This window comes from Streptomyces sp. NRRL S-646 (assembly GCF_000720765.1).
Lineage (GTDB): Bacteria > Actinomycetota > Actinomycetes > Streptomycetales > Streptomycetaceae > Streptomyces.
Genome location: NZ_JODC01000007.1, coordinates 401,056 through 420,307 on the forward strand (window position 1 = coordinate 401,056; position 19,252 = coordinate 420,307).

General features: G+C 69.9%; 22 protein-coding genes. 9 read left to right on the plus strand and 13 right to left on the minus strand.

The window, feature by feature from the left end:
• Positions 1-2 precede the first annotated feature (2 nt).
• Positions 3-413, plus strand: coding sequence for a nuclear transport factor 2 family protein (locus IH68_RS0117185; protein ID WP_107057477.1), 411 nt, complete (start codon positions 3-5; stop codon positions 411-413).
• Positions 414-441: 28 nt separating this feature from the next.
• On the opposite strand, the gene IH68_RS0117190 is transcribed toward IH68_RS0117185, so the two are convergent.
• The 5 genes from IH68_RS0117190 to IH68_RS0117210 all read right to left on the minus strand — a co-directional run bounded on the left by IH68_RS0117190 (position 442) and on the right by IH68_RS0117210 (position 3,651).
• Positions 442-1,086, minus strand: coding sequence for a dihydrofolate reductase family protein (locus IH68_RS0117190; RefSeq protein ID WP_030935854.1), 645 nt, complete (start codon positions 1,084-1,086; stop codon positions 442-444).
• Positions 1,087-1,189: 103 nt separating this feature from the next.
• Complete coding sequence (locus IH68_RS0117195; RefSeq protein ID WP_063763524.1) at positions 1,190-2,185, minus strand: helix-turn-helix domain-containing protein; 996 nt, start codon at positions 2,183-2,185, stop codon at positions 1,190-1,192.
• 72 nt (positions 2,186-2,257) lie between these two features.
• A complete protein-coding gene (locus IH68_RS0117200) occupies positions 2,258-2,791 on the minus strand; it encodes a 2,4'-dihydroxyacetophenone dioxygenase family protein (protein ID WP_030935863.1) in 534 nt (177 codons plus the stop codon).
• Between the two features lie 289 nt (positions 2,792-3,080).
• Positions 3,081-3,275 (minus strand): amino acid synthesis family protein, encoded by a 195-nt coding sequence (locus IH68_RS58025; RefSeq protein WP_234341421.1) that lies wholly within the window; start codon positions 3,273-3,275, stop codon positions 3,081-3,083.
• Positions 3,276-3,351: 76 nt separating this feature from the next.
• Positions 3,352-3,651, minus strand: a complete 300-nt coding sequence (locus tag IH68_RS0117210; protein WP_267883733.1) for an amino acid synthesis family protein — start codon at positions 3,649-3,651, stop codon at positions 3,352-3,354.
• A 190-nt stretch (positions 3,652-3,841) separates the two neighbouring features.
• Between IH68_RS0117210 and IH68_RS0117215 the strand changes: the two genes are divergently transcribed.
• Entirely contained in the window at positions 3,842-6,130 is a 2,289-nt protein-coding gene (locus IH68_RS0117215; RefSeq protein WP_051833513.1) for a transglycosylase domain-containing protein, read from the plus strand.
• Between the two features lie 10 nt (positions 6,131-6,140).
• Here the strand turns inward: IH68_RS0117215 and glpK are convergent, their stop codons facing one another.
• Together glpK and IH68_RS0117225 are read right to left on the minus strand one after the other, a co-directional pair.
• The gene (glpK, locus tag IH68_RS0117220; RefSeq protein WP_030935871.1) at positions 6,141-7,655 is read right to left on the minus strand and encodes a glycerol kinase GlpK; all 1,515 of its coding nucleotides are present in this window, start codon (positions 7,653-7,655) and stop codon (positions 6,141-6,143) included.
• Positions 7,656-7,697: 42 nt separating this feature from the next.
• Positions 7,698-8,465, minus strand: coding sequence for an IclR family transcriptional regulator (locus IH68_RS0117225; protein WP_030935874.1), 768 nt, complete (start codon positions 8,463-8,465; stop codon positions 7,698-7,700).
• 141 nt (positions 8,466-8,606) lie between these two features.
• Here IH68_RS0117225 and IH68_RS0117230 point away from each other — a divergent pair, with 141 nt between their 5' ends.
• On the plus strand, positions 8,607-9,041 hold the full coding sequence (locus tag IH68_RS0117230) for an ATP-binding protein (RefSeq protein ID WP_030935876.1): 435 nt from the start codon (positions 8,607-8,609) through the stop codon (positions 9,039-9,041).
• 30 nt (positions 9,042-9,071) lie between these two features.
• Here the strand turns inward: IH68_RS0117230 and IH68_RS0117235 are convergent, their stop codons facing one another.
• The 3 genes from IH68_RS0117235 to IH68_RS0117245 form a co-directional block, all read right to left on the minus strand.
• Complete coding sequence (locus tag IH68_RS0117235; protein ID WP_030935879.1) at positions 9,072-9,449, minus strand: hypothetical protein; 378 nt, start codon at positions 9,447-9,449, stop codon at positions 9,072-9,074.
• A gap of 84 nt (positions 9,450-9,533) precedes the next feature.
• Positions 9,534-10,601, minus strand: coding sequence for a ferritin-like domain-containing protein (locus IH68_RS0117240; protein WP_030935882.1), 1,068 nt, complete (start codon positions 10,599-10,601; stop codon positions 9,534-9,536).
• A 91-nt stretch (positions 10,602-10,692) separates the two neighbouring features.
• A complete protein-coding gene (locus IH68_RS0117245) occupies positions 10,693-11,136 on the minus strand; it encodes a cupin domain-containing protein (protein WP_078912493.1) in 444 nt (147 codons plus the stop codon).
• Between the two features lie 166 nt (positions 11,137-11,302).
• Here IH68_RS0117245 and IH68_RS0117250 point away from each other — a divergent pair, with 166 nt between their 5' ends.
• The 3 genes from IH68_RS0117250 (at position 11,303) to IH68_RS58030 (ending at position 13,780) form a co-directional block, all read left to right on the plus strand.
• Positions 11,303-12,211: an RNA polymerase sigma-70 factor gene (locus IH68_RS0117250; protein ID WP_030935888.1), complete on the plus strand. Its 909-nt coding sequence runs from the start codon at positions 11,303-11,305 to the stop codon at positions 12,209-12,211.
• A 101-nt stretch (positions 12,212-12,312) separates the two neighbouring features.
• Positions 12,313-13,059: an SDR family oxidoreductase gene (locus IH68_RS0117255; protein WP_030935891.1), complete on the plus strand. Its 747-nt coding sequence runs from the start codon at positions 12,313-12,315 to the stop codon at positions 13,057-13,059.
• A 256-nt stretch (positions 13,060-13,315) separates the two neighbouring features.
• The gene (locus tag IH68_RS58030) at positions 13,316-13,780 is read left to right on the plus strand and encodes a sigma factor-like helix-turn-helix DNA-binding protein (protein WP_234341400.1); all 465 of its coding nucleotides are present in this window, start codon (positions 13,316-13,318) and stop codon (positions 13,778-13,780) included.
• A 147-nt stretch (positions 13,781-13,927) separates the two neighbouring features.
• On the opposite strand, the gene IH68_RS0117265 is transcribed toward IH68_RS58030, so the two are convergent.
• Complete coding sequence (locus tag IH68_RS0117265) at positions 13,928-14,890, minus strand: RNA polymerase sigma-70 factor (RefSeq protein WP_051833515.1); 963 nt, start codon at positions 14,888-14,890, stop codon at positions 13,928-13,930.
• Between the two features lie 225 nt (positions 14,891-15,115).
• Here IH68_RS0117265 and IH68_RS0117270 point away from each other — a divergent pair, with 225 nt between their 5' ends.
• Entirely contained in the window at positions 15,116-15,703 is a 588-nt protein-coding gene (locus tag IH68_RS0117270; RefSeq protein ID WP_030935897.1) for a DinB family protein, read from the plus strand.
• A gap of 193 nt (positions 15,704-15,896) precedes the next feature.
• Here IH68_RS0117270 and IH68_RS0117275 read toward each other — a convergent pair whose 3' ends face one another.
• Together IH68_RS0117275 and IH68_RS49855 are read right to left on the minus strand one after the other, a co-directional pair.
• Positions 15,897-16,547, minus strand: a complete 651-nt coding sequence (locus tag IH68_RS0117275) for a response regulator (protein ID WP_030935900.1) — start codon at positions 16,545-16,547, stop codon at positions 15,897-15,899.
• A gap of 85 nt (positions 16,548-16,632) precedes the next feature.
• A complete protein-coding gene (locus tag IH68_RS49855; protein ID WP_324607674.1) occupies positions 16,633-17,583 on the minus strand; it encodes a sensor histidine kinase in 951 nt (316 codons plus the stop codon).
• A 249-nt stretch (positions 17,584-17,832) separates the two neighbouring features.
• Between IH68_RS49855 and IH68_RS0117285 the strand changes: the two genes are divergently transcribed.
• Positions 17,833-18,558, plus strand: a complete 726-nt coding sequence (locus IH68_RS0117285; RefSeq protein ID WP_037884890.1) for a class I SAM-dependent methyltransferase — start codon at positions 17,833-17,835, stop codon at positions 18,556-18,558.
• Entirely contained in the window at positions 18,555-19,205 is a 651-nt protein-coding gene (locus tag IH68_RS0117290) for a DedA family protein (RefSeq protein ID WP_030935907.1), read from the plus strand. Before IH68_RS0117285 ends, IH68_RS0117290 begins: the two co-directional genes overlap by 4 nt.
• Positions 19,206-19,252: the final 47 nt, after the last annotated feature.

A 19,252-nucleotide genomic window follows, 5' to 3' on the forward strand; every position in this document is an offset into this window, starting at 1 on the left:
CGATGAGCGAGTTCGCCACCTCCACCGCCCCGGCCGATGTCGTACGCCGTCAGTACCTGGCCTCAGCGACCGGCGACCCGGAGGCCCTGCGCGCCACCCTCGCGCCCGACGTGGCGTGGACGGAGATGGCCGGCTTCCCGCTGGCCGGCACCTACCGCACCCCCGAGGGCGTCACCTCGAACGTCATGGAGAAGCTCGGCCAGGACTGGGACGGCTGGACGGCCCACGACGACACCTACGTCGTCGACGGCGAGAACGTAGTCGTCCTCGCCCGCTACACCGCCGTCAACAAGGCCACGAGCAAGCCGATCGACGTCCGGGTCGCGCACCACTTCGTCGTACGCGGCGGCCTGATCGTCCGCTTCGAACAGTTCGTGGACACCGCGCTCGTACACGAGGCCATGGTCCCCTGAGGCAGTACGAGGCGGCCGCGGCCGTGGTTCAGGCCGTGGCCGCCTCGTACTGCGGGCGGCCGGTGGTGCGGTAGGTCTGGATCGTCAGCCCCTTCGGGGTGGACTGCAGGTCGACCAGGTCGAGTCCCAGGTCCGGGCCGGTGGCGGCGAACAGGCGCGTGCCCTCACCGACGACCACGGGATAGGTGAGCAGCACGATCTCGTCGACCAGCCGGTGGTCGAGCAACCAGCGGATCAGGGTGCCGCTGCCCCACACCTGCAGCTCACCGCCCGGCTCGGCTCGCAGCTCACCGATGGAGCCCGCGACATCACCGGACAGAACGGTCGTGCCCTTCCATTGCGGGTCGGTGAGGGTGGTCGAGGCGACGTACTTGGGCCGTCTGTTCAGCGCCTCTCCGACGGGGTTTCCCGGATCCATTCCTGCTCCCCAGGAGCCGGCGAAGATCTCGTAGGTCCGCCGGCCGAACAGGAAGGCGTCGGCGCGCTGGAAGGCCTGGCCGATGAACGTCGAGGCCTCCTCGTCGAGCAATGGCGGGGCCCATCCGAAGCGCTCGAATCCGTCGCTGCCGTCCTGGTCCGACGCGTCGGCTGCGCCCCGGGCCCCTGCATCGATCCGTCGATGTCCTTGCGTCACTCCGTCGACGGAGACGTTCGTGATGGTCGTCAGTTTCATGGTGGCCGTTTCCTTCGCGCCGGTGTCGTCGTCCGGTAGGACCGGTCCGCGGCGCTTACCTCATCGGTCGTGCACGGAGCTTCCGGCGAGCCGCGCGGCGGCCTCACCCCGTCGGCCGGTCCTTCGCGCGGGGTCGGATCTCCCCCGGCGTGTGACCGAAACGGCTGCCGAAGACCCGGGTGAAGTGTGCCTGGCTGGCGAAGCCCCAGTGGTGGGCGATCTCGGCGACCGTGAGGTGGCGGAACGCCGGGTCGCCGAGCTGCTCGCGCGCTCGCGACAGCCGCTGGTCGAGGATGTGGCGGGCGGGAGTGACACCGCTCGGCTGGAAGATGCGGCTCAGGTGCCGGGTGGAGACGCCGAGTGCCTCAGCGACCCGTTCCGTGCTCAGGTCGGGGTCGGACAGGTGCCGGTCGATGTGGGCCCGGGCCATGGCCAGCCGGGAGGACGCGGCCGGCAGGGTGGAAGGGTCACCCAGCCTCGGGGCCGCGAGCGTACGGACGAGGTCCAGCACCGTGGCCTCGGTCTGCACGGGATCCTGGCAACCGCGTCCGGCGGCCCAGTCGGCGAGCACCGACTCCAACGCGCGTGCCGCCGCATCCCGTCCGAGGAGGAGGGGCGCCGTCAGGTCACCCGGTGTGCACCGCTCGGCGAAGACTTCGCGCGGGATGTCCACCAGCAACTGGCGCATGGCTGTGGGGAAACCGAACAGGTACGACCGGCGGGTGTCGTAGAGGACCAGGTCGCCCGCCCGGACGGTGAGACAGCCGCCTTCGTGGAAGAACACCGCTTGGCCGGTCGTCAGCAGGCTGACGAAGACCGAGTCCTTGGGCAGGTCCTGGCAGCTGCGCGGAGTGCGTTCGATGACGTGCTCGTTGCCGGTTATCTCGGCGAGGCGCAGGCCGCCCAGCAGGAGGTTGGTCTGTGCGGCCAGTAGGCCGTCCGGCGAGTAGGAGGAGCAGGTCAGGCCGACCAGCGCCTGGCGGTTGTACTCCTCCCAGAAGTCGATCCGGTCGGCGGGGTCGACGGACCGCGTCGACACCCGGGAGACGATGCGGGAGTTGAGGTGGGGGCCGGCATCGGGGACGCGGGGGACGCTCACCGGGGGTCTCCTTTCCGGCCGATCCGGTCCGGATCCCGAGCGTAACCGGGCAGCGCCCCCCGGCGAAGAGCTCTACCTGAACAGCGAGTTCACATAGTCGGCCCCGAGGCCGACCTTGTCGTAGTGCGTGCGGCACATCTCGATGTAGTGGTGGACGTCGAAGAAGCCGTCGGGCTCGCCGTTGTCGTCCAGCCAGATCAGCGGCCCCTTGACGATGAAGAACGCCTTCATCGGCTCGTCGCTCTCGTACGCCACCAGTGTGTGTCCCTCGCCCGGCGCCTCGTAGACGAAGTCGCCGGCGCGGGCGGTCCACGGCCGCTCCAGATAGCCCCACTTCCCGGAGATCGTGTACGCGAACACCTCGTGCGGGTGGTAGTGCCGGTTGACCAGTCCCGCTTCCTTGGCGCGCAGGATGTCGGCCCAGGAGTTGTCCTTGACGTTGATCCACAGCGGGCGTGAGCCGACGGTGTCGGTGAACGGCACGTAGTACCGGTCGTCGTCGGTGGCCACCTGGGAGAGGTAGACCTCGGGCAGGGCGTCCGGCTTGAAGGAGTTCTGGATCGGCTTGAGGTTCTTCCAGAACTCGGTGCCGGCGGCTTCGGGCATGGTCGGCTCCCTGTGTGTCGTGGGTGGGTGGCAGTCAGTGAACCCGGTGATCGGTGGCAGGTCTTTCCTGTGGCGGACAGCTCGTCTTGCCTGTTCGGGACATGGGGATGGGGCGGCACCGCTGAGGGCGCCGCCGCCCCATCTTTGACGTTTCGTCAGGATCCCGTGAAGGCTGTCGAGTTCTGGGTATGGCGCCCTGACGTGGTTGCGCCCTCGCGTATCCAGAGGGGCTTGAGGCGGTAGGTAAGCAGGTAGAGCACCGCGCCCGCGCCGGCCGCGACGAACATGCTCAGACCACCCGCACCCGGGAACACCTTCGAGCACGGCCCGGTGTAGAAAGCTGGACTGCCAAAACGGCACCGACGCTGCTACCCACCCGCCCCAGTGACCACAAACCCCAGTCCAGCCCCCGATGCGGGGTGAGATCCTCGACGAAGCCCTGACCGGCCCAAGGGTTCTCGATCACCGCAGCGACGACGGCGATCCGCGCGGGACGGGCGAGCTCCCGGCCGCCCTCGCGTGGATCTCCTCGACGACGGTGACGATCCTGCGGACGCTCATCAGGGAATTACCTCCAGGGCTTCCGTGGTCACGACGGGGCCGGTCAGGCGGTCCCCGATCCGGCGATGCGGGCGCGGGCCGGTCGAGGCGGCCGCGATGACGACGATCTCGTCGGCACGCGGTCCGTCGGAGACGCGGGCGCTGATGGTCCGGTAGTGACTGCGCGTCGCGGCATGGGTCTTGTGCCACAGGGGGATGATCAGCGACTCCCCGGCCTCGGCACGCGTGTCGGCGAAGCCGATGATGGACTCGCCCCGGAGGAACTCGCACACCAGGGGGCTGTTCGTCGTGCCGGGCACCGGTCGAGGACCCGACCCGCCCTGTCGGGAAGCTGCCCCCACAAACCACCGTCACAGGCATGGTTCGGCCACAAAGGGGAAATTGCTATTCCATTAGTGGTATTTACGGCACTTCGGAGCGGCGCGCCGCGTCCGGTACGCGCCCCGAGGCGCACCCCCCGACCCTGCCGGCCTGAAGAACGGCGCAGGTATGAACAAGGGGGACGGCAAGACGACGGGTAGAGCCGTCGCCGCCTGGCGCAGGCAGCTGCGCACCGCGCGGCAGACGCGCCGACGCGCCCGGCTGCTGCGCAAGGCGGCACGCGAGGCGATGCCCTGGTGGCGCAGGATCTTTCCCACCTGGCGCATGGTGCTCAGCAGCCTGCTCACCATGGTGCTGCTCGCGGTCGCGGCGTTCTTCGCGCTGTACGTGACCGTCCAGGTCCCCGACCCCAACGCCGCGGCGGTGAGCCAGAGCAACGTCTACTACTACGCCGACGGCACCGAGATCGGCCGCACGGGCGCGGTCAACCGCGAGTCGCTGCCGCTCTCGGAGATCTCCGTCGCCATGCAGCACGCCGTGGTCGCCGCGGAGGACCGGACGTTCTACTCCAACAAGGGCGTCGACGCCCGCGGCATCCTACGCGCGGCCTGGAGCACCGTCACCGGCAAAGGGCTGCAGGGTGGTTCCACCATCACCCAGCAGTACGTGCGGAACTACTACCTCACCCGCGAGCAGACCCTCGACCGCAAGGTCAAGGAGGCGATCATCGCGATCAAGGTCAATGAGACGCAGAGCAAGGACTCCGTCATGGCCGGGTACCTGAACACCAGTTACTTCGGCCGCAATGCGTACGGCATCCGTGCCGCCGCAGAGGCTTACTACGGCATCCGCGCCTCCCAGCTGAGCGTTCCTCAGAGCGCCTACCTCGCCGCGCTGCTCAAGGCACCCAGCAGTTACGACGTCTCCACGGCGACCCCGGCCCTCAGAGCCGCGGCCGTCGCCCGCTGGAACTACGTCCTGGACGGCATGGTCGACCTCGGCTACCTGGACAAGGACCGGCGCGCCGGAATGACTTTCCCGGCACCCCGGGCGCCCCGGCCCACGCCCGGTGTCGGCGGCCAGGCCGGGTACCTCATCGACATCGCCCGCAAGTACCTGGTCGACAACGACATCGTCGACGAGGCCACGCTCGGCTCGGGCGGCTGGCAGATCACCACCACCTTCGTGAAGAAGGACCAGCACGCGCTGGTCGCCGCGGTGAGCAAGGGGCTGCGGAAGCTGCCGGACACGCGTAAGGCCAGGTCCATCCGGGTCGGCGCGGCATCCGTGGACCCGTCGACGGGACGGATCGTGGCCGCCTACGGCGGACCCGACTACGCCGTCCGGCCCTACAACGACGCCGTTCGGCACGACCTCCAGGTGGGTTCCACCTTCAAGCCGTTCGACCTCGCGGCCGCACTGCAGCACCACGCCATCACCCAGGACGGCCGTGCCATCACCCCCCGGACCCGCTACGACGGCACCAGCCGCCACTGCGTGCAGGGCCTGCCCCGCGGACTGCACTACTGCCCGCCCAACGAGGACGACCGCGACTACGGCCGGATCAGTCTGCGTACGGCGATGATGAAGTCCGTCAACGCCGTGTACGCGCAGGAGGGCGCCGACGCCGGTCTCGCCCGTGTCCGCAGGGCCGCCGTCGCGGCCGGACTCCCCGCCGACACGCCCGACATGGGCGCCACACCCGCCCTCACCCTCGGCGTGGCCACGCCCAGTGCGCTCGACATGGCCGGCGCGTACGCGACCTTCGACCACCACGGCCGGCACATCGCCCCGTGGGCGGTGCAGAAGCTCACCCGCGACAACAAGGCGTACGACCTGCCCCGTCACGAGGCCACCCGGGCGTTCTCCCGCACCGCCGCCGACCAGGTCACCTCGGTGCTGAAGGGCGTCGTCAGCCCCGGGGGGACCGGCTACCTGGCCACCGCTCTGGGCCGGCCGGCCGCCGGCAAGACCGGTACGACGGACAACAACCTCTCCGCCTGGTTCGTCGGCTACACCCCCGAACTGACCACGTCGGTCGCCATGTTCGCCGAGAACCCCAAGGACCACACCCGGATGTCGCTCGGCGACGCCGCCGGCATCAGCCGGGTCAACGGCGGCTCCTATCCGACCCGGATCTGGACCGCCTACATGACCGCCGCGCTGAGAGGCCGACCGGTGGACGACTTCCGTCTCAAGCTGCCCGCACAGACCCACAGCCCGCGAACCGAGGCCAGGCCACACCCCGCGAACCCGCCGAGCCACACCAGGCCCCCCACTCACGGGCCGACGACTCCCGCCCCCACGACGCCTACACCCACGCCGCCCCGGAGCACGCCCCCTGCGACCACTGCTCCCCCTACGCCCACGCCGAGCGAGACCGAACCGCCCGCTCCCACGGACCCGCCGTCCACCCCGCCACCGAGCGGGACCGGCACCAGTCCCCCGCCCTCCTGACACCGGCACGTCACGACCGCTTCGTCGGCTGGATCCACCCCAGGGACCGCTCGACTGCCCGCTTCCAGCTGGCGTACTCCCACTCCCGCCGTCCGGCATCCATGTCCGGCAGCCACTGGGCGGCCATGTGCCAGTTGCGGCGCAGGACCTGCAGGTCCGGCCAGTAGCCGACCGCGAGCCCCGCCGCGTAGGCGGCGCCCAGCGACACCGTCTCGTGGACCAGGGGCCGTACGACGGGAACGTCGAGCACGTCGGCCAGGATCTGCATGAGCAGATGGTCGGAGGTCATGCCGCCGTCGACCTTGAGCTGCTTCAGGGCGAGCGCGGAGTCGGCGTTCATGGCGTCGACGACCTCGCGGGTCTGCCAGCCGGTGGCCTCCAGGACGGCCCGGGCCAGGTGCCCCTTGGTGATGTACGAGGTGAGGCCGACGATGACGCCGCGGGCGTCGCTGCGCCAGTGGGGCGCGAACAGACCCGAGAAGGCGGGGACGATGTAGCAGCCGCCGTTGTCCTCGACGGTGCGGGCCAGCGTCTCGATCTCGGGTGCGCTGTGGATCAGGCCCAGCCGGTCGCGGAACCACTGGACGAGCGAGCCCGTGACGGCCATCGGGCCCTCCAGCGCGTACACCGTGGGCTGGTCCGCGATCTTGTACGCGACGGTGGTGAGAAGCCCGTGCTGGGAGCGCACGAGGTCGGTGCCGGTGTTCATCACCAGGAAGCTGCCGGTCCCGTACGTGCACTTCGCCTCGCCGGGCGAGAAGCAGGTCTGTCCGAACAGGGCCGCCTGCTGGTCGCCGAGGGCGGCCGTGATGGGCACGCCCGGCAGGAGCGAGCGGGCCTCGCCGTAGCGTTCCGCCGAGGAGCGGATCTCCGGGAGCATCGAGTGCGGCACGCCGAAGAAGTCCATCAGGGCGTCGTCCCAGGTCAGCGTCCGGATGTCCATGAGCATGGTGCGGCTGGCGTTGGTGGCGTCGGTGATGTGCAGGCCGCCGTCCGTGCCACCGGTGAGGTTCCAGATCAGCCAGCTCTCGATCGTGCCGAAGAGCACCTCGCCGTCCCGGGCACGCTGCTCCAGCCCGTCGACGTGGTCGAACAGCCAGCGGATGCGGGGCGCGGAGAAGTACGTCGAAGGGGGCAGGCAGCAGTGTTCGAGGAAGAACTCGTCTCCGGGCTGTTTCCTCAGCTCCTCGACGAGCGGGGCGGTGCGGGTGTCCTGCCAGACGATGGCCCTGACCAGCGGGGCCCCGGTCCGCGGGTCCCAGAGCACCGTCGTCTCGCGCTGGTTGGCGATCCCCATGGCCGAGATCTGTCCCGCGTCGACGCCGGCGTTCGACAGTGCCTCGGGGACCACGCGCTGGAGGTTGCGCCAGATCTCGACGGCGTCGTGCTCGACCCAGCCCGGCCGCGGGAAGTACTGCTGGTGCTCCCGCTGGGCGACCGACACCAGCCGTCCGCTGTGGTCGAACAGGATGCATCGTGTGGAGGTGGTGCCCTGGTCGATGGACATCACATACCGCTCAACCATGATCGGCCCTGCCTTCCGATGTGTCGCGGAGGTGCTGGGGACCTACCAGCGGGCCGCGCCCAGGTCTCTGGAGATCGCACGTGCCGCCTCCCGGAGCACGGTGATCAGGGCCGGCTGAGGCCGGCCTTTGGTGTCGCAGATCCGCTCGACGGCGCCGGACACCCCGATGGCACCCACCACCAGACCGCCCTGCCCCCGGATCGGCGCGGCGATGCCGGCTTCGCCCATGCTCATTTCCTGCACCTCGGCGCCCCAGCCGAGATCCCGTATCTCGGCCAGCGCCCGGTTGAGCTCCTCCGGGTGGACCAGGGTGTGCCGGGTGTACGACTCCGGTGCGGCCTCCAGCATCGCGTCGAGCGGCGTGACCCCGAAGGCCAGCAGAACCTTGCCGAGCGAGGAGGCGTGCAAGGGCAGCAGAGCACCGACGTCCAGGGTCTGGAGGGTGTCGTCCGGCCGGAAGACATGGTGGATGACGAGCACCCTGCCCTCCAGGGGCGTGCCCAGGCGTACGGCCTCCCCGCTGCGGGCGGCCAGGGCGTCGGCCCAGTTGATGGAGCGCGAACGCAGTTCGTTGACGTCGAGATAGCTGGTGCCGAGGTGCAGCAGAGCCGCCCCGAGCTGGTACTTTCCGGTCGCCGGGTCCTGCTCCACGAAGTCCACATGTTGCAGGGTGCGCAGGATTCCGTGGGCGGTGCCCTTGGCCAGACCCAGCGAGGACGCAACCTCGCCCAGTCCCATCCGACGGGATCCGCCGGCGAGCAGGCGCAGGATCGCCGCCGCTCGCTCTATGGACTGGACTGGGCCGGCCATGAAGCGATGGTAGTCCGAGTTTTGCCGGTTTGGGACTGTCGTTCGGTAATGCCGACCGATGTTCATTGACCGCCGGTATTTCCCTCCTTAGCCTGCATCACGCCCGGACTGCAGGCCCCAACGTTTCCCCGAGGAGGACACATGACAGCAGCGCAGCTCGATGCCGCGCCCCGCGGGGAAGCCGAACACGTCTTTCCGCTGCCGCACGCGCCGGGGGCCGTCTCGGCCGTACGCCACCACATACGGCAGATCCTCACCGGCTGGAACCTGGCCACGGACTTCACCGAAGACGTACTGCTGGTGGCCTCGGAACTGCTCACCAACGCCATCGTCCACGCCCTGCCCCCGGCGACGCTGGCCCTCTCGCGGAGCGAGGTGGACAGGTGCAGAGCCATACGCGTCGAGGTGACCGACATGGGGCCGGTGAGCCCGGCAGGGCTGACCGCCTCCGCCCTCGACCCGGACGAGCACGGCCGCGGCCTCGCCATCGTCACCGCACTCGCGACCCGGTGCGGCGTACACGTGCACTCGGCCGGGTCCAGCCGGTGGGCGGAGCTGCAGATCGGGCGGGGCTGAGGCTCGCAGCCCTTGGCGCTGGTGCAGTCGTCACTCGAGCCAACGGGCAGCGGCCTCGTAAGTAGTGGCGGGGGTGCCGTTGAACGCGATGGCGGCATCGGGAGCGTGCCGCCGAACCAAGTTGATCACCTGCTCGAGGAGTTCAACCTGATCGTCCGAGTGCCGCAGGCCACCGCCGATGGTGACGCACTCCCACGGGTGGGCTCTCAGCGCGTCCCCGACGACCGCTTCCACGTCGTCACTTCCGTCGAGGCCGATCAGGCAGGACTCCACGCCCACGCCGTGTTCGGCGAACTTGGCCAGTCCCGCATCGATCGCCTTGGCCACCGGCTCGGGATCCCACGGCCCGGGCACCCGATATGGATCGAGCCCGATGACGAGGACGCGAGGTGAGGCAGCGGAGTCCATGTCTGGACGATAGGCGACCGGGTACGTCGGCGACGCCGGGCGGTAGGTGAGCGAGTCGCCGTGATCGGAGGCGCGCGTCGCCGCTCACCCGCGTGCCTCGGGGGCGACGTACTCGAAGGTCGGGCCGGCTGTCGTGCCCTCGCCGTCCGGCATCTCCAGCAGGCGCTGGGCCTGCGCCTTGAGCGCGTACATCATGCCGATCGCAGCCCCGAGCATCTGCGGGCTGCCGTTGAATGCCTGGTCCAGCTGGTGGAGCATGCCGCAGTAGGTCCGATTGAAATCCTGCTGCGCGGTGCGGATCGGACTGCCCGAAAGGTGGTCCGTCATGCGCTGGTTGGGGCGCATGGGGCGGACCGCGGTGAGGTCGACGGCGACCGCCTCACCCGTGGGGCCGGACCGGGGTGTGTCGCCGCGGCGGTAGCGCCGGCCCAGTCTGAGCTCCTGGAAGCGGTAGTAGTGGGAGACCTCGTCGCGGTCGGGGTGGAAGATGTCCTGGTCGCCGTCCCAGACCTCGCCGCGTGCCGTGCCCTCGCCCTGCTCGACGATCTCCTCCAGTGCCGCCAGGGCCGAGGCGAGGTCGTTGATCGCCGTCAGTCGTCCGCCGGTGTGGGAGAAGGGACCCGCGGTGACCTGACGGGTGGGGTCGCCGCAGAAGACCTCCTTTTCACCGAGTCCGGCGCACAGATGACGCAGCCCTTTCCCTATCGCGTCGTAGAACTGGCCGATCGTCTCGTAGTCGTCGCCCTCGGCCGGAGCGCCCGGCAGCGCAGGCTGTTCGAGGCGGAGGAACATCTTCAGCGCCTCCGGGCCGAACGGGACGAGAGAGAGCTGCAGGGAGCGGTCGCCGTGCGGCAGGGGCCGGGGGTGGGGCGGCAGCATCTGCGGTGTGTCCAGGCGCGGTTGGCCACCAACGGCGTTGAGGAGATTCGCTGCCAGCGCCAGGTGGATCATCTCCTCGACGAAGACGCCGCCCACCGCCTCGACGGCGTCCGGGTTGCTCGACGGGTCGAGGGAGTAGAGGGCGCAGAGATAGGGCGGGAGGGTGGCGTGTTCCAGTTCGATCGCCCACTGCAGGTGCTCACGGAGGCTTTCCAGGCTCGTGATCCGTGCAGTGGAAGGTGTCTCGGCGACGTCAACTTCCGGTTGGGGCATGGGTGTTCTCACTTCGGCTGTCGGAAAGGGGCGAGTGATTCGCCTGTCGGAGAGGCGTGAGTGCGCGAAGGCCGGGGAGCTGGACGGGCGTTCAGTCGGTGGGGCGTGGTGCGCGCAGGTGGGCGCGGTGTTCCAGCTCCGCCTCGTCGACCAGCGTGAGCATCGGCCGGCCCGGCGCGCACAGCATGGTCACCACGAACCGGGTCCGTGCGTCGGCCAGTGCGTTGCCGTCCTGGTAATGGATCACGTCGCCGCCCGGCTCCCAGAACGTTCCGCCGGCCTCGATCACCCGCTCCGGCTCGCCCTCCAGCTCGAAACGCACCGCACCCTCCAGGACGTACCCGAACGCCGGTCCCGGGTGACGGTGTGGCGGGCTCCCCGGGTCTCCCGGTTCCCACTCGACGAGAATGGTCATCCCCGAGGCTCCCTCGGGGACGGAGAGCGGGGAAGCGTCCTGCAGCACCGTCACCGCGGTCTTCCAGCCCTCCGAACGTGACCGCACATCGGTCCCCTGCGCCGATTCGTCGTTCGCCATCGTGCCGCACCTCCACACATCGGTGGCGCCATGGCTTCCATGGCATCCGTGTTTCTCAGGGATGACCGGGCTCGGTGTGGATCTGTGACACCACGGGCCGCTCCATCCGCCGTGGCCGTACGGCCCGCACAGCCATGACATGCTCTGAGAGACCGAAGGGGGCTGCATGAGCACCGGGGACGACACGGACTCCCTCGACGAGGCGACCAAGGTGTTCGTGGCGGCGCGTCCCCAGCTCTTCGGCATCGCCTACCGCGTGCTCGGCAGCACCGCGGAGGCGGAGGACGTACTGCAGGAGGCGTGGCTGCGGTGGCAGCACACCGACCGCGCCGCCGTCCGCGAGCCCAGGGCGTTTCTGACCACCGTCACCGCCCGTCTGGCGATCAACCTCGCCCAGTCGGCCCGGGTGCGGCGCGAGTCGTACACCGGGCCCTGGCTCCCGGAGCCGGTCGACACCGGCGCGGATCCGCTTCTGGGCGCCGAGCGGTCCGAGGCGCTCGACCTGGCGGTGCTCTTCCTGCTGGAGAAGCTGAATCCCGTGGAGCGGGCCGCGTATGTGCTGCGGGAGGCCTTCGACTATCCGTACCAGGACATCGCGGAGATGCTGGAGACGAGCGAGGCCAACACACGGCAGTTGGTCAGCCGTGCCCGCAGGCGGCTGTCGTCGGACCGCCGACGGCCGGTCAGCGCCGCCGCGCACCGACGGCTGATGGGGGTCTTCCTCGCCGCGGCACAGACCGGCGATCTGGCCGTGCTGGAGAACGTGCTCACCGAGGACGTGGTCAGCTACTCCGACGGTGGAGGCATCCGCGGGGCGTCCAGGATCCCGGTCATGGGCCGGCTGCGTGTCTCCAAGTACCTGGCCGCCTTCGCCCCGCGGTTCTGGCCCGACAAGGGCGTCCGCTGGGTCGAGGCCAACGGCGGCCCGGCCGTGCTCGTCCTGGCCGACGGGGTGGCTGTGGCGCTGCTAGCCCTGGACGTTTCGGAGCGCGGCATCGAACGCATCATGTGGGTCATGAACCCGCAGAAACTGGCACCGTACATGGCATCCCTGGACGGCGGCGGCACCGAATAGGCAGCTGTCACAAAAGCAGGCCCTGCTCTGTCTCCTCTGGTACAGGCATCTCGTACGGCATCTCGTACAGAGATCAGGAAAAACCGGAGAGGAATTCCGTCATGAAGGTCGTAGTGATCGGTGGGACCGGGCTGATCGGCTCGAAGGTGATCGCCAGGCTCGGCGAGCACGGGCACGAGGCGGTCGCGGCCGCGCCCGGTACCGGCGTCAACACGCTGACGGGCGACGGGCTGGCCGACGTCCTGCAGGGCGCGTCGGTCGTGGTCGACGTCTCCAACTCGCCCTCCTTCGAGGACGAGGCCGTCATGGAGTTCTTCCGCACCTCCACGACCAACCTGCTGAAGGCGGAGACCGAGGCCGGCGTCCGGCACCACGTGGCGTTGTCCGTGGTCGGCACCGACCGCCTCCAGGGGAGCGGCTACTTCCGTGCCAAGCAGGTGCAGGAGGACCTGATCAAGGCGGCGGGCATCCCCTACTCCATCGTCCACGCCACGCAGTTCTTCGAGTTCGGGAAGGGGCTCGCCGACGGGATGACCGAGGGCGACACCGTGCGGGTGCCCGAGGCCAAGATCCAGCCCATGGTCTCCGACGACGTGGCCGCGGCCGTCGGCCGCACCGCTGTCGGCGCCCCGGCGGACGGCGTGGTGGAGGTCGGGGGTCCGGAGGCGTTCCGGCTCGAGGAGTTCATCCGTATGGCCCTCGCCGCTCACGACGACCCCCGCACGGTCGTCACGGACCCTCAGGCGACGTACTGGGGTGCGGAGTTGACGGAGAACACGCTTCTGCCGGGGTCGGACGCGCACATTGCCGAGACCAGGTTCGCCGACTGGCTTGCCCAGCAGAAGTAACCGTCTCCCAAGGGCCCTTCCTCTGCGGACAAAGGGCAGGACGGTTCGCGGCCGTCCCGCCCTGATGGTGTGTGCCGGTCAACGGACCATGCGTGCGGGACAGGAGCGTCGCTTTCTGCTGGATGTCGCCCCATGGATGCTGAGCGCCCCGGGCACGGCGGAGAGCACGGTCGACGAGGCCTGTCGCCGGTGGTAGGGGCTGTCCGATACGACGCGACGGCAGATCACGGTTCCCCGGTCATGGCCGGCGAAGACCGTGGGCGGGATCTGTCTGGGCCGGCTCGCCCTGCCCGGCCGGGGCAAGGCCGCGCGCGAGGAGGAGCAGCGGGCGCGGCCGAGGAGAGGGAAGGACGAGGCCGGCCGGGTCGTGCTGAACGCGCTGGAGTCGCTGTCGCCGGTCGAGCGGGCGGTGTTCGTGCTCCGCGCCTTCGGGATGGGCCCCCGCACGGTCGCCGCCCTTGTGGGCCGCTCGGAACCGGAGGTCGCCGAACTCGCCGACCGGGCCAGGCGGTGGCTGCGGGTGCAGCGCTCGCGGCCCACGACACCCCAGCAACAGGATGCCGTCGCCCATGCCGTGCGCCGGGCGTGCGTCACGCAGAACGGCGAGTTGCTCGCGTCACTGCTGTGCTCGCACGTCACGGCGTTCTTCGACGGGGGCGGCGAGGCACGGGCGCTGACCGGGCCGGCCACGGCAGCCGGCGGGTCCCCGACAGCCTGCTGACGCTCCTGGCCGACCGTCCGCGCACCACCCTGGCCACCCGTTCCGTCAACGGCCGTACCGGCCTCCTCGTCCGCTACGGCCGCCAGGTCGGCGCCGTCATCAGCCTCGATGCCGCCGACGGCCGAGTCACCCGGGTCCGGGTCGTGCTCAACCCCGACAAACTGCTGTCCTGGAATCCATCGCATCCGGCGTGAGAGCAGCGGCAGTTGAGAAGCGGGTACGCGAGTCGAGGAAGGCGGCGATCTTGCTTGGGCTGAACACCCACATGAGCTGGTGGATGCCTTCCTTCGAGGCGGCCATCGTCATGAACGCGGTGGGCTCGCCGTCCCGGTGAAGCAGCACGCCCGTCAGGCCGTTGGCGTCGACCAGCCCGACCTCCGCCTCCCGCCACAACGGCCGGTAGGTCGCCAGGTGGGCCACCCGGGCACGGCCCAGCACGGGAATCCGGGCGCAGCCCCGCATGCCGTTGCCGTCGGACAGGCTGACGGCATCGACGGTGAGCAGGGCCTCCAGTGACGCGACGTCCCCCGTCCGGGCCGCCGAGACGAAGGCGCTCAGCAGGCGCCGGTGTTCGTCTGCCTCAACGCTCTCCCGCCGCTCCCCCGACAGATGACGGCGGGCACGGCTCACGATCTTCCGCACGTTCACGAGGCTGAGCTCGAGGATGTCGGCGATCTCCGCGTAGGCGTAGTCGAACGCTTCGCGCAGTACGTACGCGGCGCGTTCGGTGGGGGACAGTTTCTCCAGCACCAGCAGCAGCGCCATTTCGAGGGCCTCGGCGCGCTCGGCGCCCACCTCCGGGTCCGCGCTCGTGTCGACGGGCTCGGGCAGCCAGGGGCCGATGTAGGTCTCCCGCCGCACGCGGGCCGACTGGGCGACGTTGATGGCCAGGCGGGTCGCGGCGCTGGAGAGGAAGGCCCTGGGGTTGACCACCGCCGAGCGGTCGGTCTTCTGCCACCGCAGCCACACCTCCTGGACCACGTCCTCGGCCTCGGCCGCGCTGCCGAGCATGCGGTAGGCGATCCCGAAGAGGCTCCTGCGGTGCTGCACGAAGACGGAAACTGCCTCGTCCAGGTCGTCAGTCGTCGCAAGGGACGATTCATGATGCATGATCCTTGGGCCTCCGTTGCTCCGCTGCCGCTGCATCTGCTTCATTGACCGCGGCCGCCCCGCGCCTGTGACAGAAATCAGGAAAACCAAAAACACGGGAAGCGGGCGCGCACGGTGGGCGGCGCAGAGGACGACCGCCGGTCACCAAGCCTCGGCTCTGCCGGTCGTTGCGGACCACGTCCGGGATCTTGAGACCAGGAACAGCCCATGACAGGCTCATGCCGCATGATCGATGAATTCGCGAAAGACAACCTGCACGGGAGACTGCGGCGGGACCGCAAGGCGCTGCTCTGGAAACTCGACGGCTTGTCCGAATACGACGCCCGCCGACCTTTGACAGCGACCGGGACCAACCTCCTCGGCCTGGTCAAACACGTGGCCAACGTCGAGGCCAGGTACTTCGGCGAGGTCTTCGACCGCCCTTCCCCGCAACCGCTGTGCCGGTGGCAGGACCACTCCAACGGCAGCGATCTGTGGGCGACCGAGCACGAGACGCGCGATCAGATCATCGGGTTCTACCGGCGCACTTGGGAACACTCGGACGCGACGATCAACGAGCTTCCCCTAGACGCCCCCGGCCACGTGCCGTGGTGGCCGGAGCCTTATACCAACACGAACCTGTTCGCCGTCATGGTCCATGTCCTCGGCGAGTCCATCCGGCATGCCGGGCACGCCGACATCCTGCGCGAGGGCCTCGACGGCCGGACCGGGCTGCGCGCCGAAAACGAGCAGCAGATCGACGAGGAAGCCCGTGCGGCCTACTGCGCGAAGATCGAGCAGGCCGCCAGGTCGGCCGCACCAATCAAGGCCTAGAGGCAATCCCTGCATTGCCTCTAAGACCGACCGGCAACAGGCAGCCGCGGCCGAGCGGTCACGGCAACCACGTGGTGGTGATTTCGTCACCTTCGTTGAGGGTCTCCCGGTGGTGGGCACCTCTGGATTCCATGAAGGACAAGGTCACGGGCGGAGGTTGCTCCCTGGCACGCGATGAGCAACCATCGGTTGATCAGGGGGCGAGACCGGCGTCGCGGGCGAGGAGCGCGGCTTGGACGCGGTTGGTGACGTCGAGCGCGGACAGGATGCGGCTGACGTGGGCCTTGACGGTGCTTTCACGCATGGCGAGGCGGGTGGCGATGTCGGCGTTGGTGTCCCCATGAGCGAGGAGGGCGAGTACGTCGCGTTCGCGGGGGGTGAGCCGGTCGAGCCGGGCCTGGGCCGCGGTGGCTTGGGGCTGGTTGGTTGCGTGGTAGCGGTCGATGAGACGACGGGCCGCGGCGGGGTGGAGCATGGCCGAGCCGGCGGCCACCAGGTGGACGGCGCGGAGGATTTCGGCCGGGTCGGTTTCCTTGAGCAGGAATCCGTCGGCTCCGGCGGCGAGGGCGTTGTACACGTACTCGTCGAGGTCGAAGGTGGTCAGGGTGATCACCTTCGGCGGGTGGGTGAGGGCTCGGAGCCTGGTGGTGGCGGTGATGCCGTCCATGCGGGGCATGCGCACGTCGACGAGGGCGACGTCGATGCGGTGCGCGGTGGCCTGTTCGACGGCCTGGAGACCGTCGGCGGCCTGGGCGACGAGGTCGATCTCCGGGTCGCTGTCGAGGAGGTCGGCCAGGCCCAGGCGGACGAGGGCGTCGTCGACGACGATCATGGCGCGGATCATGTGCGGGGGCCGTTCTGTTCGATGCCGGCGGGGTGGGGGATGCGGGCGGCCAGGCGCCAGGCGCCCGCGCCTGCGGGTCCGGTGTTCAGATGGCCGCCGAGGCGGTGACGCGTTCCCGTAGGCCGATGAGTCCGTACCCGGACTCGACGGAGCCACCCTCCCCTGGCGTGCCGGCCGTGTTGGTGACCTCGATGAGTGTGGTCGGCGGCCCGTGGTCGACGTGTACGGTCACCAGGGCGCCGTCGGCGTGTTTGCGGGCGTTGGTCAGTGCTTCCTGGACGATGCGGTATACCGCCAGGCGATGGGTGGTGGGGGCCTGGTCCGGGTGGCCCTGGGTCGTCATCCAGACGCGCTGGCCGGCGGCGCGGGCTTCGTCGACCAGTTCCTGCACATCTCTCACGGCCGGGCTCAGTGCGGCAGATGCCTGTGTGGTGTCGGGCTCGCGCAGGGCGCCGAGTACGTCGCGAAGGTCGGCCAGGGCATCGGTGGAGGCGGTGCGCAGCAGGCCGAGCCGTTCGGCGACCGGCGCGGGGAGCATGTCACTTCTGGTGATCAGCACGCCGGTGTGCAGGGCGATCAGGCTGAGCCGGTGGGCGAGGACGTCGTGCATCTCCGCCGAGATCCGGGACCGCTCCGCGACCCGCGCGGCCTCCTCGCGCAGCTGCGCCTCGACGCGCAGGTGCTCCACATCGGCGGCCAGCGCCCTCATCAGACGCCGGCGGCTGCCGATCCACATGCCGACGACATACGCGAAGGCCCATAGGAACAGCGCGGTGACGTACTGCTGCTGGTGCCACATCCGGGTCGGTGGATAGCCGACGAGGTTGGCGCCCAGCGCGGCGGCGACGCAGAGGACCGCCGGACGCGTCCGGCGGGCCGCGGCCAGGTCGTACAGGACCAGAGCCAGCAGCAGTGTGCCGATCCACCCCCACCACGCGGTGACCACGGTGACCACGATGGGCGCGACGGGCCAGCGCAGCCGCGGCACGAGCAGCACCACCGCGCACGCCACGGCCGAGGCACCGATGGGGACCACTTACCGGCCGTCGCTGACCAACTGCGCGCCGTTCACTGCGGCGACGCCGGCGAAGAACGTCACGGCTGCGCCGCGCCCGACGGCCGCCACCCACGCCTGGATCTTGCTGCTGTTCACCGTCAGAATCCTAGGCAGGTACCCGCCTGCCGCCCCTCGACGATCGGCGACGCCCACCCCCTACTTTCGTCGGGGGACGCCGTCGAAGAACGGCGGATCTGCTGCAGGGTGGCGATTCCTAGCGTCATTTGCATGGATGACTGGACCACCTCCCACCAACGTGTTCTGGCGCAGCGCGAAGCCGACGGCTGGATGTTTCTGATCGAAGCAGCCCGTGATCTGCGCACCACCGGCGCGATCGCTCCCAGCGGCAGGGCCCTGGCCCGCGCCCTGACCGCCCCCGTGCGGGCCCAGGCGTCCCGTCCGCTGGCCGTCCTGGAAGCCGGCGCCGGTACCGGTCCCATCACCCGGGCCCTGATCCCCCACCTGTCCGGGGGCAGCCGCCTGGACATCGTGGAGGCCAACCCCCGCTTCGCCGCCCAGTTGCGCCGCCTCATCGCCGCGCACACGGACCTGGTCCACGCGTCCGGACGGGTAAGCGTGCACGAGACGTTCGTCGAGCAGCTGGACATCGACCAGCGCTACGACGTCATCGTCTCCGGCCTGCCACTGACCAACTTCACCCCCGACCAGGTCGAGCGGATCATGGCCCGCTACATGGACTTGCTGCACCCCGGCGGCACTCTCACCTACTTCGCCTACGTCGGCACCCGCAAGGTCCGCACGCTGACCGCCTCTCGAACCGAATCCCGCCGCCATGCCGCCGTGGACGAGGTCATGGCCTCCTACCAGCGCCGCTACGCCACAGGCCGCTGGACGGTATGGGCCAATCTGCCTCCCGCCCACGTCTGGCACCTGCGACGCCCCCTCGTCCGCGGCGACTTCCCCGGGCAGCAGTCCGACAGGGCACGACCGTGAACGCGCTCTCCGACCTCGTCGGCCACCTCCCGCCGTCCTTGGCCTACACGGTGGTGGCCCTGGCCGTCCTCGCCGAGTCGATCCTCCTGGTCGGCGCGTTCATCCCCACGCTCTCCCTGCTGCTGACCGCCGGCGCCCTGGCCTGCGCCGGTCACCTCAGCTTTCCACTGGTCATCGCTGCCGCAACAGGCGCCGTGGTGGTGGGCGACTTCCTCGCCCACCGCACCGGCCGGCTCCTCGGTGATCAGCTGCGCGCGGGCCGCGTGGGCCGTCGCATCCCCGGTGCCGCCTGGCACCGGGCCGAGACGCTGATGACCCGGCACGGCGGCCGGGCCGTCCTCCTGGCCCGTTTCCTGCCCGTGATCCGAACGCTCACCCCTCACTTCGCAGGCGCCACCCGACTCCCCTACCGCCACATCGCCCCCTACAGCGTCACCGCCGCCTGCCTGTGGGCCACGGCCGAAGCCGGCGTCGGCTACGCCGCAGTGACGTCTCTTCAGCAGATCCTCATTCTGGGCGGCCCCGCCGTTGCTGTGGCCGTCCTGATCACCATCGGGTTCACACTCCTCTGGCGTCGCTCCCGCCACCCAGCACGACAGGCCGACGCGGCCTTGCGCGCTGACTCCGACCGCCGGGACGGGGCTTGAGCCTGCCAACCGGAGCTCCACCGTCTTTGCTTTCCGATCCTCGGCGG

Excerpts from the sequence above, each read along its gene's own strand:
- IH68_RS0117285 (WP_037884890.1), top strand. The coding sequence starts at position 17,833 with ATGGATGACTGGACCACCTCCCACCAACGTGTTCTGGCGCAGCGCGAA.
- IH68_RS0117235 (WP_030935879.1), bottom strand. The coding sequence starts at position 9,449 with ATGGACTCCGCTGCCTCACCTCGCGTCCTCGTCATCGGGCTCGATCCA.
- IH68_RS0117200 (WP_030935863.1), bottom strand. The coding sequence starts at position 2,791 with ATGCCCGAAGCCGCCGGCACCGAGTTCTGGAAGAACCTCAAGCCGATC.
- IH68_RS0117225 (WP_030935874.1), bottom strand. The coding sequence starts at position 8,465 with ATGGCCGGCCCAGTCCAGTCCATAGAGCGAGCGGCGGCGATCCTGCGC.
- IH68_RS0117245 (WP_078912493.1), bottom strand. The coding sequence starts at position 11,136 with ATGGCGAACGACGAATCGGCGCAGGGGACCGATGTGCGGTCACGTTCG.
- IH68_RS0117265 (WP_051833515.1), bottom strand. The coding sequence starts at position 14,890 with ATGCATCATGAATCGTCCCTTGCGACGACTGACGACCTGGACGAGGCA.
- IH68_RS0117275 (WP_030935900.1), bottom strand. The coding sequence starts at position 16,547 with ATGATCCGCGCCATGATCGTCGTCGACGACGCCCTCGTCCGCCTGGGC.
- IH68_RS0117270 (WP_030935897.1), top strand. The coding sequence starts at position 15,116 with ATGATCGATGAATTCGCGAAAGACAACCTGCACGGGAGACTGCGGCGG.
- IH68_RS0117190 (WP_030935854.1), bottom strand. The coding sequence starts at position 1,086 with ATGAAACTGACGACCATCACGAACGTCTCCGTCGACGGAGTGACGCAA.
- IH68_RS0117185 (WP_107057477.1), top strand. The coding sequence starts at position 3 with ATGAGCGAGTTCGCCACCTCCACCGCCCCGGCCGATGTCGTACGCCGT.
- IH68_RS0117250 (WP_030935888.1), top strand. The coding sequence starts at position 11,303 with ATGAGCACCGGGGACGACACGGACTCCCTCGACGAGGCGACCAAGGTG.
- IH68_RS0117240 (WP_030935882.1), bottom strand. The coding sequence starts at position 10,601 with ATGCCCCAACCGGAAGTTGACGTCGCCGAGACACCTTCCACTGCACGG.
- IH68_RS0117255 (WP_030935891.1), top strand. The coding sequence starts at position 12,313 with ATGAAGGTCGTAGTGATCGGTGGGACCGGGCTGATCGGCTCGAAGGTG.
- glpK (WP_030935871.1), bottom strand. The coding sequence starts at position 7,655 with ATGGTTGAGCGGTATGTGATGTCCATCGACCAGGGCACCACCTCCACA.
- IH68_RS0117215 (WP_051833513.1), top strand. The coding sequence starts at position 3,842 with ATGAACAAGGGGGACGGCAAGACGACGGGTAGAGCCGTCGCCGCCTGG.
- IH68_RS0117230 (WP_030935876.1), top strand. The coding sequence starts at position 8,607 with ATGACAGCAGCGCAGCTCGATGCCGCGCCCCGCGGGGAAGCCGAACAC.